The sequence below is a fragment of the Xenorhabdus szentirmaii DSM 16338 genome (assembly GCF_002632585.1).
GTDB classification, from domain to species: domain Bacteria; phylum Pseudomonadota; class Gammaproteobacteria; order Enterobacterales; family Enterobacteriaceae; genus Xenorhabdus; species Xenorhabdus szentirmaii.
Map to the genome: position 1 here is coordinate 828,035 of NZ_NIBV01000001.1, position 14,984 is coordinate 843,018.

Genomic DNA, 14,984 nt, shown 5'->3' on the forward strand with positions numbered 1-14,984 from the left:
AAATTCTCTGCGATATTTTATATGAGCAGATAACAATACCGTTTTCATGTATCATTTGCAGCCAGATTTAATTGGGATAGCTGAAAATAGATTAATCACTATGCTTAATATAAGAAATAAATTTAATACAAATGACAGCAAACAGTCCTTATGGAATTTATCCATTACTGGGCTATACATTATTCTTGTTTATCTGCCAGATATCACAAGATATAAAAACCTGGTCATGATTTTGATCTGCATAACCGCATTGTATTATTTAACAAAAGATTTTCACCAAGTCACAAAATCTCTATGTAACCACCTGTTTTTATGCATTTTATTGTTCGTTATGGCAATGTTCTATTCCATTGGGATTTCAATAGACCCTGCCTTGAGTTTTAAAGAAATGAACAAGCCTATCTTAAATGGATTACTGTTATTCAGCTTCGCTTTACCCATTGTGCTCTACCAAGAAAGTAGAGAGAACATCGCCAAGATGATTCTGGTGGCCTTTATTATCGGTATGGTTGCTATCTCATTGACAGATATTGCGAAATATATCGTCAGTTATTATGCAACAGGGGAAAAACCGTTTACAAATTACAATCACCGTGAATTTTCCTATGGGTTTATTTTTTATTTTCCGGTGTTGTTATGTACCTGGGCCTTATGGAAAAAACACTCTTTAATGAGTTGGTTATTGCTGGTTATAGCCTCTGCAATCAGCCTGTTTTTATTGCTCGGTACACTTTCCCGCGGAGCGTGGGTAGCCATTGCCGTTGTGACAGTCTTTATTATTATCATTAACCGGGAATGGAAACTCACCATGGCCGCTACACTCTGCCTGGGGCTATTGGTTGGTGTGACACATTGGTCAGCCGCATACAACCCTGAAACCAAATTACTGCTCCATAAACTCACCCAGACAGATAGCTCTCATCGTTATAACAATGGCACCCAAGGCTCTGCATGGTCCTTAATCATGGAAAACCCCATAAAAGGGTACGGCTTCGGCAATAAGGTGTATCATCAAGTCTACAACAGCCGTGTCAATGACTATCCTGGGTGGACATTCAGGACCTCTATTGGCCCACATAATATCTTTTTATCTCTTTGGTTTTCTGCGGGTGTGATTGGTTTAATCACAACGTTACTGATGACAATTTCAGGATTAGTGGCAGGTAACTGCATTATCCACCAACACCGTGGTGTTACCCGGCAAGCAGGCCTGATACTTTTAGCGGCTTTTATCGGCATTTTCATTGTCAGGGGGGCTTTTGAAAATGCCTATATCAATGAATTAGGCCTCTTATTTGGTCTAATGATTGCGTTATGCCATAAGAAAGATCACGAGAAAAGTTAAGCTAATCAAGTTAATTCCCAGCCTATCAAAAACGCATTATTTTGGGCTGGGTTTTATATTTTGCGCATTTCAGTGAGAAAATTATTGAGATAACGTTTCTGCTATCACTTTCATAATCAAATTGGCACGCTGGTCCCAGTTAAAACGCTCTTTAACCAGTTTCTGTGAGCAATCAATTTTTGCCATCATTTCAGTGGGATTATCCATCAACCAACGAATTTGTTCTGCGAAACTCTCGGCATCTTCACTATTGGCAAAATTAACCGCCTTCTCATCAACGGCATCACGAATGGAAGGAAAATCAGAAATAACCACGGGTTTTCCCATGGCCATATATTCAAAAAGCTTGAGAGGCGATGTATAGCGACTGCCGATACTTGTTTTCATCAATGGCAACACGCAGATATCATTATCAGCGATTATCCGGAATCGATTATTCGGTTGAACAAAACCAAGGAAGTTCACCTTATGGCTCACTCCCATTTGTTCTGCCATGGCCTGCAATCGTTCAACTTGTTCAGGTTTGCCCCCTGCAATGTTCAATGTCGCGTTATCAAGATAAGACATGGCCTTCATGACAGTAGGAACACCTTTCCAACGATGCAAACTGCCTAAATAAAGCACCTGAACCGGAGCATCATGTTCATGCTGACTAACGGAATGAGACGATTTCGCGGCTTCAACGGCCAGCATATCAACACCGTCAGGTGCAACCACGATAGGGGTTTTGATACCGTATTCCTGATAGATGTCATCCCGTAACAAAGACGTCAGAGCAAAAACAACCTTAGAGGAATGATAAACTTGCTGTTCAATTTTTTTCAGCTTTTGGTATTTGCGCTGGTTTCTACGTTTTAGCAAGTCATGGGATTCTTTGAATGACTGAGAAAATACTTCATGACTTTCGAAAAAATGAGGAATTTCAGGGTGCTTACACAACAGATAATTCGCCATTTTAATATTGCGGGTGAAAACAGCATCAACCTGATGTTCTTTAAGCCAGCGAGAAACCTGTAAATAAAACAATTTCTGGGTATTTAGCGGGAAATACCATTTTCTACGGATATTGTGTAGTGCAATTAATTCCACCAAAGGTGGCAATGATCTGCCAATAATCTCTTCAACTTGATTGTTACCTTCTGGCGTAATCAGACAGATACTGTGCCCCTGACGAGCAAAAGCATCAACATTCTGCAAAATTTGCAGTGATGCAACTCGGTAATCTGGTACCGGATAAGGGTCTATGTACGCAATTTTCATTATTTTTTAATGGCGCTCAGTAAACGATTCGCAGAATGTTCCCAGGTATACATCATTTCAATTCTCTGACGAGCATTTTTACCCATGCCTTTTCCTCTATCCGGCAAAGACATCAGATGATTGACTGCATCGGCAATAGCCGTAGCATCACCGGGCGTCACCAAGATACCCGAATGGTTTTCATTACCCACAACTTCAGGTATCCCACCAATATAACTGGCAATAACCGGACGTTCACACGCCATGGCTTCAGCAATGGTAATACCAAATGCTTCATCGCCAATACTGGGGAAAATACCGGCATCTCCCGCAGCGTAAAACTCAGGCAATTGATCATGACTAACAGAATCATGAAAAATAACAGATTTTCCCAGTTGCAAATCTGAAACTCTGTTTTCAAGCAATGTCAAATCTTCGCCCGCACCGATGATCAATAGCTTTACATCTTTGTCCCGCAATAAAGCCATTGCATCAATGGCGACCTTCATCCCTTTCCAACCCACCAATCGCCCCGCAAATGTCAGCAGGAACGTCTCTTCACTCATTCCTAAACGAGTGCGGATATCAGAATGCGTTAATTTAAATTTATCGATATCTACACCATTATAGATGATGTTGGGAAACTGCTTAAAATGATGCTGGATTTGCCAGGCATTGAAGTGGCTGCATGCAACCCATGCAGATATTTTTTTGCTTAATACACGATCGCCTTTGAAAAAACTGGTTCCCCCACTCATATAGCAAAATTGAGTACGGGATGTTTCAGGCATCATTCTGGGCCAAAAAAAATCGAAAGGCTTGGTCAGAATCACCCAATCGAAGTTTTCGGCAATCACTCTTTCACGGGCATGACGGGCAAAAGAGTAGCGTTCAACGATGCGCTGAAAACGACGGCCGAGATTAAGCACCCGTTCTCTGGGGACAAACGGAAACGTATGGACATGAATATTCCGCTCCCCCAATGCTGGCCGAACATCACCTGTTCCACCAAAAATATGGATTTCATGCCCCGCATCAGTCAATGCCTTGGCCAGCTCCCAAACTGCGGTTTGAATGCCTCCGTAAGACATGGTGACGGTAACATCAATAAATCCTATTTTCATTTTATTCATGGCCTTTTTATTTATCTTTCAGTAAACGCTGAACAGCCGTCCAAACTTGCTCTACCGATATTGCTGACATGGCATCCTGACGAGTTGCCTGCTTGTAATCTACTGGATGCTCAATGACCGCCAGTTTAGGATGTTGCTGAGGAGCCAGAAAACGTCCCGGATGAAAGCTGTGATACAACGCAACCATTGGAATTCCTAACGCGCCAGCCAGATGGGTTGGCCCTGTATCCACCCCAACATATAAATGAAGCTGCTTCATAATCGCGGCATTCTGTCGCATTGTCGTTCTGCCTGCCAATGGAGTGCACCTGTTTAATCCCAGCTTGTCAGCCAGCATTTGTGCACTGCCTTCACCCTCTTTACTGCCCAGCAACAAAATATGCGCATGGGGATAATCACGATAAATACGCTGAGCCAGCTCATCAAAATGTTCGACCGGCCAATCACGATAGGCTTTGGCCGGGAAACTTTGTAACTGAAAACCAATTATCAATCGTTGCTCAAGCCCATGCTGGCGCAGAAAATCTACAGCATATTCCTCTTCATGCCGGCTCACACAATAGTGTAAACGCCAGTCATTCACTTCGATCCCAAGCACATTAATTAATAATGCGCGCTCCTGCTGCGCCTGCATCAGCTCTCGGGGTTTGGCCACGATATATTCATTGGATTTCACGCCAGAGGTATCAGAAAAGTGAACCGTCACCTTTGCCTTGCGTTTGGCATAATTCCACAAGGCATCATCATGGCCATATATCAATGCCAAATCATAGTTCCGGCGGGAAAACCATCCACTCCATTTAGCTTTTCCTTTTGAAAATGCTTTCAATTGATTAATGGAGTCGATGTTTTCAAGGATTTCTTTAGTTTTCTTATGTGCCAAAACATCAATATTTGCGTCTGGCCACTTTTCTTTCAATGCGCGAATAACCGGCGTCACAAGCAGAGTATCGCCAAAACGGGCTATATTAATGATTAAAATATTTTTAGGCTGCATGATAATGAATATTAGCTTATCAACTCTGTAATTGGCCTTTTGGCACTATACAATAAAACCACTCAATAAAACTACTAAATAAAACGACTGAATAAAACAACTCAATATTCTATTTATCAATAGATAAAGCGAGTATCAATAAAAAAATAACCCATTGTATTTAAATAAAAAATACCATTATCTAACAAAAATCTGACTTATATGGAATCACAAAATAATTATCTTTTGTTTTCTATGCATTGATGAAAAATTGATTCCATTTTTTCCAGCATGTTGTTCATGCCAAATAAGTGAGTAGCTCGATTTAATGATGCATTTCCCATTTGAGAACGTAACTCAGCATGACTCATCAACAAATCTAATTTCTCTGTTAATTGCTCAACATTCTGGGGGGAAACAATATACCCTGTCTCTCCGTCAATGACAGCTTCGGTAATTGCACCCACAGAAGTTGATACCACAGGCAAGCCGCATGACATTGCTTGCATAATACCCTGTGGCACACCTTCGTTACCAAATGAAGGCAGCGCAAAAATATCCATCGCATTCAAACAATCCGGAACATCCTGACGGTTACCGAGGAAAATAACACTGTCTGCAAGCCCTTCCTGCTGAACTCTCGGCTCTAAATTTTTTCGTTGAGGACCGTCTCCCACAAACAACAATTGCCAATCGGGATAACGCTGATGAAGGATCTTCCAGCTATCCAGCAAATAACGATGGCCTTTCCAGGTTCTCATTGTCGCCACAATACCAATCGTTGGTTTATTTTCGATCCCGATACGCTGGCGGCTCTGGTACTTGTCTTCTGGGCGAAACCGCGTCAAATCGATGCCAGTCGGTACTGAAGTCATGTGAGAGAGGGGATAAGAATTGTTTGTATGTAAATATTGGCGCAATTTTTCCCCGGTTGTCACAATATGCTGGCTGGCGTTCAGATATAGCCAGCGAGTCGCCAGGGATTTCGAAACATTCGTTGAAACATGGCGGGTTCGGACTATGGCCGGCATGCCTTTTAATGTGGCACATGCCGCAGCCACGAGCCAAGAATCCGTAGAACTATGGGTATTGATCACATCAAATTGACGGCCTTCCGATTTTAGCCAGCTACGCATTGCCTTCAGGCAGGAAAAGCGTTTTTTTTCAATTGGGAGTGCGACAACAGGCACACCATAACGATGAGCTTCGCGATAAAGCGTTGAGGTTGGGCAACACACGATAACCACATGATGACCACGTTGTATCATGCCCTGAGATTCAGTCAGGATACGGATTTCCTGCCCTCCCCAGCCACATGATGATTCTGTGTGTAAGATATTTAAGGTGTTTCTAACCATTTTTCAGAATTGCGCCTGACGTTAATATTCGAAAAGGCGTTAGTATAACTGAACCTCGAATGAGGTCCACGCATAACCTTATTTATAAAACTAATTAATACATGTGCTTCATGAATTTCAGATATAAAAAAACCCAGCATTAAGCTGGGTTTTTTCTAATCCACTAAAATTATTTAATTTTAGCTTCTTTGTACATTACATGCTGGCGAACAACTGGATCGAATTTTTTCATTTCCAGTTTTTCTGGCATAGTACGCTTGTTCTTCGTAGTGGTATAGAAATGACCTGTACCAGCAGAAGAAACTAGCTTGATTTTATCGCGAATACCTTTAGCCATTTTTCAGCTCCTTAGTACTTCTCACCACGGGCACGCAGTTCAGCAAGAACTGTGTCGATACCCTTTTTGTCAATCACACGCATACCTTTAGCAGATACACGCAGAGTTACAAAGCGTTTCTCAGACTCAACCCAGAAACGGTGAGAGTGCAGGTTAGGCAGAAAACGACGCTTAGTCGCATTTAATGCGTGGGAGCGGTTGTTACCACTCACCGGGCGCTTGCCGGTAACTTGGCAGACTCGGGACATGTCTATTCTCCAAAAATCAAATCAGCTCGAGCTTTGTATTGAGTATGGCCGCCTCGTCAGGCTTAGGAGCCCATCTCAGCAAATTTTCTTTGCTAAAAAGATACACTTTTCCTCAATAAAAAATTACTGAGATAGGCTCTTCTCGCCAAACCCAAGATCCTCAAAGGTGGCGTAGTATACGCCCTCATTCGCCGATGCTCAAGTCCCGAACAGCTAAGATCTGATGGGATCGTGAAAAAATCGTATTAAATCCAACCCCTTTCCAGAAATGAAACACAGCTTTGTTTACCAATGACGATATGATCCAAAACCTTAACACCAACCAACTCACAAACCTCAATAATTTTTTCGGTCACTAATTTATCAGCCAGACTGGGTTCAGGGTTACCGGAAGGATGATTGTGGGCAAGAATAATTGACGCTGCATTGACTTTCACTGCCTGCTTCACTATTTCACGAGGATGAACTTCAACTTTATTTATTGTCCCCTTAAACATTTCATCATGGCAGATAACCTTATTCTGGTTCGTCAAAAACAGTACGACAAATACTTCCCTGTCTTGCCAGGACAGCAAATCCTGCAAATAATTCTGGGTCATGGTAGGGCTGCTCATGATATCCTCATGGATAAACTGGCTGGAGAAAAAACGCTTCGCCAGTTCAGAGACTGCCTGCAACTGAACATATTTGCATACCCCCATCCCTTTATGCGCACAAAAATCGGCATAATCCGCAGATAACAAATAGTAAAGTGAGCCAAAAGACGCCAACAAATGCTCTGCCATTTGCACAACAGGAACTCCCCGCGTCCCCGTTCGTAAAAATATGGCCAATAATTCAGCATCCGTCAGGGATACAGCACCATAGGCCAATAACTTCTCCCGAGGAGCAAGATTTATATGTAGCCCGTCATTTCCTTCCATTGCTGTAATCTCCATATCCCCTCCCCTTTCTATCCTGCGCCTGACAGCCTAGTCCGCCTGCATGAATCATCACGATGCAAGCCATCAACCTGATATTTGCAAATCACTATCCCATGATGAAAAAATCATCGCCAGCCTGATTTTCATCACTTGCGCAACGCCTCGCAAACTTACCATTTCGGATGTCTCTGTTAAGGGGGGATTCTCAACTCCATATTTTCTTATGATAGAATCTCAGGGAATTGCAACTTACATCTGGACAATCAAAATGGCAGGATTTTCCGGCAATCATCTTTCTGGTAAACAAATCATTCTCGGCATCAGCGGTGGGATCGCCGCTTACAAAACGGCAGAACTTGTACGCCGTTTACGCGATCGTGGCGCTCAGGTTCGTGTTGTCATGACTCCCGCTGCAGAAGCGTTTATTACTCCTCTCACACTACAGGCCGTGTCAGGTCATCCCGTCTCAGATGATCTTCTCGACCCCTCGGCCGAAGCCGCCATGGGGCATATTGAACTCGCAAAATGGGCTGATTTAATTATTTTGGCTCCGGCCACCGCGGATTTGCTTGCTCGTTTAACTGCCGGTATGGCAAATGATTTAGTAACGACTCTTTGTCTTGCGTCGGCTGCGCCCATTGCGGTTGTACCCGCAATGAACCAGCAAATGTACCGGGCGCTGCCGACCCAGAATAATCTGAAAATACTTAAAGAACGCAATGTTATGGTCTGGGGCCCCGATGAAGGCAGCCAGGCATGTGGTGACACCGGGCCGGGGAGGATGTTGGAACCGATGGCAATTGTCGAATTGGCAAGCCAACATTTCAGCATCCGAAAAGATTTTTCTGATATCCGCATCACCATCACTGCCGGCCCAACCCGTGAAGCCTTAGACCCCGTCCGCTTTATCAGCAATCACAGCTCCGGCAAAATGGGGTTTTCCATTGCACAAGCAGCGGCAGAGCGGGGAGCGGAAGTCACATTGATTGCTGGCCCGGTTAATCTGCCGACACCACCGGGCGTTAAACGGATTAATGTCACCAGTGCATTGGAAATGCATGAGCAGGTACAGGAAGCCGTTGTTTCACAAGATATTTTCATTGGATGCGCTGCCGTATCTGATTATCGCTCCAAACAAATCGCAGCTGAAAAAATCAAAAAACAAGGTGATGAAGTTACGTTTACACTGGTGAAAAATCCTGACATTGTCGCCAGCGTTGCCGCGATGGAAAAACAGCGGCCATTCGTCGTTGGATTTGCAGCCGAAACCCAGAATGTGGAAGAATACGCCCGCGGAAAACTCAAGCAAAAAAATCTGGACTTGATTTGCGCAAATGATGTATCCCTGGCCGGACACGGATTCAACAGTGATACCAACGCATTACAGCTATTCTGGCATGATGGCAGTGTTCATTTACCCCACAGAGGTAAATTACAACTCAGCCACTGCTTATTAGACGAGATACTCAAACGCTATGATGAAAAAAATCGACGTTAAAATCCTTGATCCCCGCATCGGACAAGAATTTCCTTTACCGACTTATGCTACACCCGGCTCTGCGGGTTTGGACTTACGTGCTTGTCTGGATAATGCAGTGGAGCTGGCTCCCGGCCAGACTGAACTTCTGCCAACCGGGATCGCCATCCATATTGCCGATGAGCAACTAGCGGCCGTTATCCTTCCCCGCTCCGGTCTGGGCCACAAACATGGTGTTGTTCTGGGTAATTTGGTGGGGTTAATCGATTCTGATTATCAGGGACAATTAATGGTTTCAGTTTGGAATCGCGGCGATAAAACATTTACCATCGAACCGGGTGAGCGCATTGCCCAAATGGTTTTTGTGCCTGTTGTCCAGGCGGAATTCAATTTGGTTGAAGATTTCGAAACCAGCAAACGTGGTAGCGGTGGTTTTGGTCATTCCGGTCGTCAATAACTTTCCGTAAGGCCTGATACCGTCAACCCATTTTCATATTTTTGCTCACAATGTTTTGCTTGCAATATGTTTGTTGAAGATATTTCAGCGAGTGGCAAAAACATTGTGGCAAAGATGGCTGGATTTGTTTTGCTGTTTTAGCTGGGATCTCATCAGATATGGCAGAAAAAGAACGTACAAAAAAGAAAAACCGACGCGAGGAAATCTTGCAGGCATTGGCTCATATGCTTGAGTCCAGTGATGGCAGCCAACGCATTACAACTGCAAAACTTGCCGCAAATGTTGGTGTTTCTGAAGCAGCACTTTATCGTCACTTTCCGAGCAAGACCCGGATGTTTGACAGCTTGATTGAGTTTATTGAAGACACCTTAATTTCACGTATCAATCTGATCCTGCAAGATGAAAAAAACACCATCACACGTGTTCGGTTAATTCTTGTCCTGATTTTAGGCTTTGCAGAAAAGAACCCGGGATTAACTCGCATTATGACGGGTCATGCCCTGATGTTTGAACAAGACAGGCTGCAAAATCGTATTAACCAGCTCTTTGAACGCATTGAAGTACAACTTCGTCAGATTTTAAAAGAGAAAAAAATCCGGGATGGGCAAGGGTTCAACTATGATGAAACCTTATTGGCCTCACAGTTGCTGGCATTTTGTGAGGGAATGCTTTCCCGCTTTGTTCGTTCCGAATTTCGCTATCGCCCGACAACTGAATTTGAACTGCGCTGGCCGTTGATATCGACTCAATTACAATAGTGCATATGAAATTATAACGTGCGTTTTTTTTATTGAAATGTGTTAGCATATCCGGATTCATTGGGTTAGCTGCAAAGTAGCTCAATAATGGCACCACCAGCACACCCTGACTATACGGTCTGAGAGGTATAGGATGAAGGGGCAATATGCAGGTATAGTATACGCTGGCATAGCATGTGGAATGCCATTTCTACTACTCACCCCGCCCACGTTTGGGCGAGGGGATTTTTTTCAGTCACTCTTCTTGCGATCAATACCTATCAGATACCGTATTCTTTGCGATAAGCTTCCACCGCTTCCAAATGTAATTTCATTTCTGGGTGTTCACGTAAATAGCTCACTAAGTCATTTAAAGTAATAATAGAGAAAACTTGGCAGCCATAGTCACGCTCAACTTCCTGAATGGCGGAAAGCGTTTCACGCCCGCGTTCCTGACGATCCAGACACAAAACCACCCCGGAAAGCGTTGCACCATGATGTTTAATGATTTCCATTGATTCACGGATAGCCGTCCCGGCGGTAATAACATCATCCACAACAACAACATTACCTTGCAAAGGGCTGCCTACCAGCGAACCGCCTTCACCATGCTTTTTGGCTTCCTTGCGATTAAAGCAGTAAGGCATGTCGATATCGAGATGTTCCGCCAAAGCAACCGCAGCAGTTATTGCAATGGGGATGCCCTTATAAGCGGGCCCAAACAACAAATCACATTTAATACCGCTATCTATCAATGCTGCTGCGTAGAATCGACCAATCAACGCCAAATCACGCCCGGTATTAAACAGGCCCGCATTAAAGAAATACGGACTTTTACGACCTGACTTCAACGTAAACTCGCCAAATTTCAGCACTTGCTTCTTCAGTGCCAGCTCAATAAATTCGCGCTGATAGGCTTTCATTGAAGTTTCTCCTCTTCGATTCTTCTCATTATTACCTTATTGATTACAGCCATAATTGCAGGCATAAAAAAGGCGACTCTTCAGCCGCCTGATAACTTTATTTTTTTAACGGGTCTTGTTCCAACGCATCTCGCTGTGCTTTGAAAATTGTTTCCAACCCTTCTTTCGCCAAAGAGAGCAACGAAAGTAACTCATCATGGCTGAACGGTTCGCCTTCTGCTGTCCCCTGAACTTCAATCATTCTGCCATCATCCATCATGACAACATTCATGTCTGTTTCAGCGGCAGAATCTTCCACATATTCCAAATCGCAAAGCCCTTCACCTTCAACAATACCGACAGAAACGGCAGCAACCATCGCTTTCAGCGGGCTTTCTTTCAGCTTGCCATCTGCAATCAGCTTATTCAGGGCATCCACCAAGGCCACACAAGCCCCAGAAATGGCAGCAGTTCGGGTACCGCCATCGGCTTGAATAACATCACAATCCAACGTGATAGTGAATTCACCGAGTTTCTTCAAATCGACTGCGGCACGCAGAGAACGGGCAATTAAGCGCTGAATTTCCATTGTGCGGCCAGTTTGCTTGCCCCTGGCCGCTTCACGTGCATTACGGCTATTTGTCGCTCTCGGCAACATGCCGTATTCAGCGGTGATCCAACCCTGTCCCTGACCTTTCAGGAAACGCGGAATTCCTTCTTCAACGGAGGCATTACATAACACTTTGGTATCCCCAAATTCCACCAGCACCGAACCTTCCGCGTGTTTGGTGTAATGACGGGTCATTTTAATAGGACGCACCTGCCCTGCTGCTCTTCCCGCCGGACGTTTTCCTACTAAGCTCATAGTGTTATCTCCGCTTTTAAAACATTATTGGGGGCGCATTATACGACCTAACTCGGAGAATGCCTATCCTGCATCTACATGGAACGTTATAATCTGCTCATCATTATTTATAAATTGGGAACGTATCATGATCCGTAGTATGACCGCTTTTGCACGGCGAGATATCAAAGCAGATTGGGGAAATGCCGCATGGGAACTGCGCTCCGTCAATCAACGTTACCTGGAAACCTACATTCGTTTGCCAGAACAATTCAGAAGTCTCGAGCCTGTCATCCGCGAGCGAATTCGTTCCCGCCTGACTCGTGGGAAAGTAGAGTGTAACCTGCGTTTTGAATTGGATAGCCGTGCTCAGGGTTCGTTGATGTTAAACGAAAAACTGGCGAAACAGTTGGTTGGAGCCGCAAGCTGGGTTAAACAGCAAAGTGGGGAAGGTGAAATTAATCCCGTGGATATCCTGCGTTGGCCGGGAGTGATGTCTGCCGCAGAACAGGATTTGGATGCCATCAGCACACAATTGCTGGCAGAGCTGGAACTGACTCTGGATGCTTTCATTCAAAGCCGCGAAACCGAAGGTCAGGCTCTTAAGGCGCTTATCGAACAACGTTTGGATTCTGTAACAGCGGAAGCAACGAAAGTCCGTGCACAAATGCCGGAAATACTCCAGTGGCAACGTGAACGTCTGCAAACCAAACTGGAAGATGCACAAATTCAGTTAGAGAATAACCGCCTTGAGCAAGAGCTGATTTTATTGGCACAACGCATTGACGTGGCGGAAGAACTGGATCGTCTGGATGCCCATGTTAAAGAAACACGTAATATCCTACAGAAAAAAGAGGCGGTAGGTCGCCGGCTGGACTTTATGATGCAGGAATTTAACCGCGAATCGAATACACTGGCTTCAAAATCCATTAATGCTGATGTAACCAACTCTGCAATTGAGTTGAAAGTGCTGATTGAACAGATGCGCGAACAAATCCAAAATATTGAGTAGTATTTCTTAGCTAGTCACAATAGCGAATGATTAGTGGTACCCAAGACACATTGAGAAAATCGTTTTGGGTACACCCTCCTTTTTTACATTGGGAACTGCACAATAATGTAATGGGAATCTTCATTTAACCTGATCCTCCTTTTAACACCATAATATAACATACTGATATATAGCCAATAATTTATTACCCTTACCTCTGCCATACGCTTTAACAACACATTTTTATTCAGATTTATTGGATTTAAATTGATCTAAATTGATTTAAATGATATTTAAGAAATATTTATACATTGGTGAAAATAAGAGCTAACAATGGATAAAAATGAATCTGCAAGAAAAAAAGGTATTTTTGAAAGGATAGGTACCCGTGTAGATGACTCAATCTACAATATACTCAATGGATTATCTTCTGTGATTTTTGGCATTACGGGGTTATTTATACCGACTTCTGACGTGTTAAATAACATCAAAAACTCAGAGAGCTTTATCGGTTCTTTAGCACTGATTTTTTCTTCCTATTGGATTTATTTAATATTACTAGGTATTTTATTATTGATAGTGGGTTCTGTCGGTAACAGTAGAGAGATATCTAATCTGAAAGGTAAAATAAAAAAACTATCAAATGATAATAATATATTAAAAAAAGCAGAAACCAATTTAAAAGAAAAAATTGATGAAGCAGAGCAAGAGTTAGTCGAAACAAAAACAACGATTAGGAAGTTAAATTTAGACTCCATTGAAATCTGGTTAAAAGTATACTCCAAACAATTAGAGCTCACAAACTCTGATCGCGTGTCCCTTTACTACGAGGACAACAAAAACCTGCATATCCTTTCAAGGTACTCTATCAACCCAAGATTAAAGGAAATTCACAAACAAAAATTCCCTTTGGATAAAGGCGTAATCAGTGACGCTTGGCAAAATGGCGTTTGTTATAAAGTCATTCCCGTATCTTATTCCGATAGCCCCAGTCAATATATAAAGCATTGTGAAGCTATTTTCGGGTATGATGAGGATGAAATTAAATCATTAACAATGAAAAGCCAATTATACTTTGCTAAAGCGATTACTGATGCCGATGATCATATAGGAATAATAATTTTTGAAAGTTACAACCCAAATTTATTCGATGATGGTAAAAAAGACGAAGTAAAAAGCTTTTTAGAATCAAGCTCTAGCTTATTGACTAACCTTATTAAGGCATCAAAGAAATTCGATCAGGAAATGATGAATAAAACACCAAGCAATGCTACAATGGGTGACGAAGAGGAGCTACTTAAACTAGCGAAAAAGGAGGCGAAAAATGGATAAATTACAACAAATTACCGCTTACTTTTGTACTAAATACCCCATTCAGAGTGAGCTGTCTAAAGCCAGGTTAACAAAAATGGTCTACTTAGCAGACTGGTTTTCCTCATTGGTTCAGGGTAAGCAGTTAACTGATATAAAATGGGTTTTTAATCACTATGGGCCTTATGTTGATGATGTTTTTGAGGCAATAACCCGCTCTCGTCAAAATTTTCATATTAAAAATGAATTAAACATATATGGTTCCGAAAAACACACAATTCATTTCATTGGCAATGAGCATGATATCTCTTTAACAACAGATGAAATAACGATATTGAACACCGTGATAAATAAGACTAAAAGCTTATATTTCAATGATTTTATTGATTATGTATATTCAACATATCCAATAAGAAGCAGAACGCGGTATTCAATTCTTGATTTACCAAAATTAGCTGAAGAGTATAAAGATTCAAATTAATTTATCATCATCATGCCTGTTGTGTTCATTAACAGGCTTCGTTTTTCATTTATACCTCTATTCTCATTAATCCCCCATACTGATGTCATAAAACATCACAATGCACTAAACATCGCAATGTATTGTGTGACTCATCAGCAAATCGCATTCCGTTTAATTCCCTGACATTTTTCGACATATTGGTTCCCATATGTCGGACACATCGGCATAACACGATTTAAATTC

16 protein-coding genes are annotated in these 14,984 nt (G+C 42.6%); 7 read left to right on the forward strand and 9 right to left on the reverse strand.

The genetic code is table 11. From position 1 onward, the window contains the following. Window positions 1–100 precede the first annotated feature (100 nt). Window positions 101–1,345 (forward strand): O-antigen ligase RfaL, encoded by a 1,245-nt coding sequence (gene rfaL / locus Xsze_RS03970; RefSeq protein ID WP_038240099.1) that lies wholly within the window; start codon window positions 101–103, stop codon window positions 1,343–1,345. Window positions 1,346–1,426: 81 nt separating this feature from the next. On the opposite strand, the gene Xsze_RS03975 is transcribed toward rfaL, so the two are convergent. The 7 genes from Xsze_RS03975 to radC form a co-directional block, all read right to left on the reverse strand. Beyond that, complete coding sequence (locus Xsze_RS03975) at window positions 1,427–2,605, reverse strand: glycosyltransferase family 4 protein (RefSeq protein ID WP_038239881.1); 1,179 nt, start codon at window positions 2,603–2,605, stop codon at window positions 1,427–1,429. After that, window positions 2,605–3,708, reverse strand: coding sequence for a glycosyltransferase family 4 protein (locus Xsze_RS03980; protein ID WP_038240095.1), 1,104 nt, complete (start codon window positions 3,706–3,708; stop codon window positions 2,605–2,607). Before Xsze_RS03980 ends, Xsze_RS03975 begins: the two co-directional genes overlap by 1 nt. Window positions 3,709–3,724: 16 nt before the next feature. After that, window positions 3,725–4,714, reverse strand: a complete 990-nt coding sequence (locus Xsze_RS03985; RefSeq protein ID WP_038239879.1) for a glycosyltransferase family 9 protein — start codon at window positions 4,712–4,714, stop codon at window positions 3,725–3,727. Window positions 4,715–4,932: 218 nt separating this feature from the next. Further along, window positions 4,933–6,051, reverse strand: a complete 1,119-nt coding sequence (locus tag Xsze_RS03990; RefSeq protein WP_038239876.1) for a glycosyltransferase family 4 protein — start codon at window positions 6,049–6,051, stop codon at window positions 4,933–4,935. Window positions 6,052–6,220: 169 nt separating this feature from the next. Then, window positions 6,221–6,388: a 50S ribosomal protein L33 gene (gene rpmG, locus Xsze_RS03995; protein WP_010847629.1), complete on the reverse strand. Its 168-nt coding sequence runs from the start codon at window positions 6,386–6,388 to the stop codon at window positions 6,221–6,223. Window positions 6,389–6,399: 11 nt separating this feature from the next. Continuing rightward, window positions 6,400–6,636 carry a 50S ribosomal protein L28 gene (gene rpmB / locus Xsze_RS04000; RefSeq protein WP_038239873.1) on the reverse strand — a complete coding sequence of 79 codons (237 nt, stop codon included), beginning with the start codon at window positions 6,634–6,636 and terminating at the stop codon, window positions 6,400–6,402. A 245-nt stretch (window positions 6,637–6,881) separates the two neighbouring features. Continuing rightward, a complete protein-coding gene (gene radC / locus Xsze_RS04010; protein WP_051462461.1) occupies window positions 6,882–7,574 on the reverse strand; it encodes a RadC family protein in 693 nt (230 codons plus the stop codon). Between the two features lie 253 nt (window positions 7,575–7,827). Here radC and coaBC point away from each other — a divergent pair, with 253 nt between their 5' ends. The 3 genes from coaBC (at window position 7,828) to slmA (ending at window position 10,251) form a co-directional block, all read left to right on the forward strand. Continuing rightward, complete coding sequence (coaBC, locus tag Xsze_RS04015) at window positions 7,828–9,057, forward strand: bifunctional phosphopantothenoylcysteine decarboxylase/phosphopantothenate--cysteine ligase CoaBC (RefSeq protein WP_038240091.1); 1,230 nt, start codon at window positions 7,828–7,830, stop codon at window positions 9,055–9,057. Further along, window positions 9,035–9,493, forward strand: coding sequence for a dUTP diphosphatase (dut, locus tag Xsze_RS04020; protein WP_038239870.1), 459 nt, complete (start codon window positions 9,035–9,037; stop codon window positions 9,491–9,493). Before coaBC ends, dut begins: the two co-directional genes overlap by 23 nt. 158 nt (window positions 9,494–9,651) lie before the next feature. Further along, the gene (gene slmA / locus Xsze_RS04025; protein WP_038239867.1) at window positions 9,652–10,251 is read left to right on the forward strand and encodes a nucleoid occlusion factor SlmA; all 600 of its coding nucleotides are present in this window, start codon (window positions 9,652–9,654) and stop codon (window positions 10,249–10,251) included. A gap of 260 nt (window positions 10,252–10,511) precedes the next feature. Here the strand turns inward: slmA and pyrE are convergent, their stop codons facing one another. Continuing rightward, window positions 10,512–11,153 (reverse strand): orotate phosphoribosyltransferase, encoded by a 642-nt coding sequence (gene pyrE / locus Xsze_RS04030; protein WP_038239865.1) that lies wholly within the window; start codon window positions 11,151–11,153, stop codon window positions 10,512–10,514. Between the two features lie 97 nt (window positions 11,154–11,250). Next, window positions 11,251–11,997: a ribonuclease PH gene (rph, locus tag Xsze_RS04035; protein ID WP_038239862.1), complete on the reverse strand. Its 747-nt coding sequence runs from the start codon at window positions 11,995–11,997 to the stop codon at window positions 11,251–11,253. A gap of 127 nt (window positions 11,998–12,124) precedes the next feature. On the opposite strand from rph, the gene Xsze_RS04040 reads away from it, so the two are divergent. From Xsze_RS04040 to Xsze_RS04050, 3 genes are all read left to right on the forward strand, one after another. After that, the gene (locus Xsze_RS04040; RefSeq protein ID WP_038239860.1) at window positions 12,125–12,988 is read left to right on the forward strand and encodes a YicC/YloC family endoribonuclease; all 864 of its coding nucleotides are present in this window, start codon (window positions 12,125–12,127) and stop codon (window positions 12,986–12,988) included. A gap of 312 nt (window positions 12,989–13,300) precedes the next feature. Continuing rightward, a complete protein-coding gene (locus Xsze_RS04045) occupies window positions 13,301–14,299 on the forward strand; it encodes a hypothetical protein (protein ID WP_038239857.1) in 999 nt (332 codons plus the stop codon). Continuing rightward, complete coding sequence (locus tag Xsze_RS04050; protein ID WP_038239855.1) at window positions 14,292–14,759, forward strand: Panacea domain-containing protein; 468 nt, start codon at window positions 14,292–14,294, stop codon at window positions 14,757–14,759. Before Xsze_RS04045 ends, Xsze_RS04050 begins: the two co-directional genes overlap by 8 nt. The last annotated feature ends 225 nt before the right edge of the window (window positions 14,760–14,984 follow it).

Excerpts from the sequence above, each read along its gene's own strand:
- rfaL (WP_038240099.1), top strand. The coding sequence starts at position 101 with ATGCTTAATATAAGAAATAAATTTAATACAAATGACAGCAAACAGTCC.
- Xsze_RS03975 (WP_038239881.1), bottom strand. The coding sequence starts at position 2,605 with ATGAAAATTGCGTACATAGACCCTTATCCGGTACCAGATTACCGAGTT.
- Xsze_RS03980 (WP_038240095.1), bottom strand. The coding sequence starts at position 3,708 with ATGAAAATAGGATTTATTGATGTTACCGTCACCATGTCTTACGGAGGC.
- Xsze_RS03985 (WP_038239879.1), bottom strand. The coding sequence starts at position 4,714 with ATGCAGCCTAAAAATATTTTAATCATTAATATAGCCCGTTTTGGCGAT.
- Xsze_RS03990 (WP_038239876.1), bottom strand. The coding sequence starts at position 6,051 with ATGGTTAGAAACACCTTAAATATCTTACACACAGAATCATCATGTGGC.
- rpmG (WP_010847629.1), bottom strand. The coding sequence starts at position 6,388 with ATGGCTAAAGGTATTCGCGATAAAATCAAGCTAGTTTCTTCTGCTGGT.
- rpmB (WP_038239873.1), bottom strand. The coding sequence starts at position 6,636 with ATGTCCCGAGTCTGCCAAGTTACCGGCAAGCGCCCGGTGAGTGGTAAC.
- radC (WP_051462461.1), bottom strand. The coding sequence starts at position 7,574 with ATGGAGATTACAGCAATGGAAGGAAATGACGGGCTACATATAAATCTT.
- coaBC (WP_038240091.1), top strand. The coding sequence starts at position 7,828 with ATGGCAGGATTTTCCGGCAATCATCTTTCTGGTAAACAAATCATTCTC.
- dut (WP_038239870.1), top strand. The coding sequence starts at position 9,035 with ATGATGAAAAAAATCGACGTTAAAATCCTTGATCCCCGCATCGGACAA.
- slmA (WP_038239867.1), top strand. The coding sequence starts at position 9,652 with ATGGCAGAAAAAGAACGTACAAAAAAGAAAAACCGACGCGAGGAAATC.
- pyrE (WP_038239865.1), bottom strand. The coding sequence starts at position 11,153 with ATGAAAGCCTATCAGCGCGAATTTATTGAGCTGGCACTGAAGAAGCAA.
- rph (WP_038239862.1), bottom strand. The coding sequence starts at position 11,997 with ATGAGCTTAGTAGGAAAACGTCCGGCGGGAAGAGCAGCAGGGCAGGTG.
- Xsze_RS04040 (WP_038239860.1), top strand. The coding sequence starts at position 12,125 with ATGATCCGTAGTATGACCGCTTTTGCACGGCGAGATATCAAAGCAGAT.
- Xsze_RS04045 (WP_038239857.1), top strand. The coding sequence starts at position 13,301 with ATGGATAAAAATGAATCTGCAAGAAAAAAAGGTATTTTTGAAAGGATA.
- Xsze_RS04050 (WP_038239855.1), top strand. The coding sequence starts at position 14,292 with ATGGATAAATTACAACAAATTACCGCTTACTTTTGTACTAAATACCCC.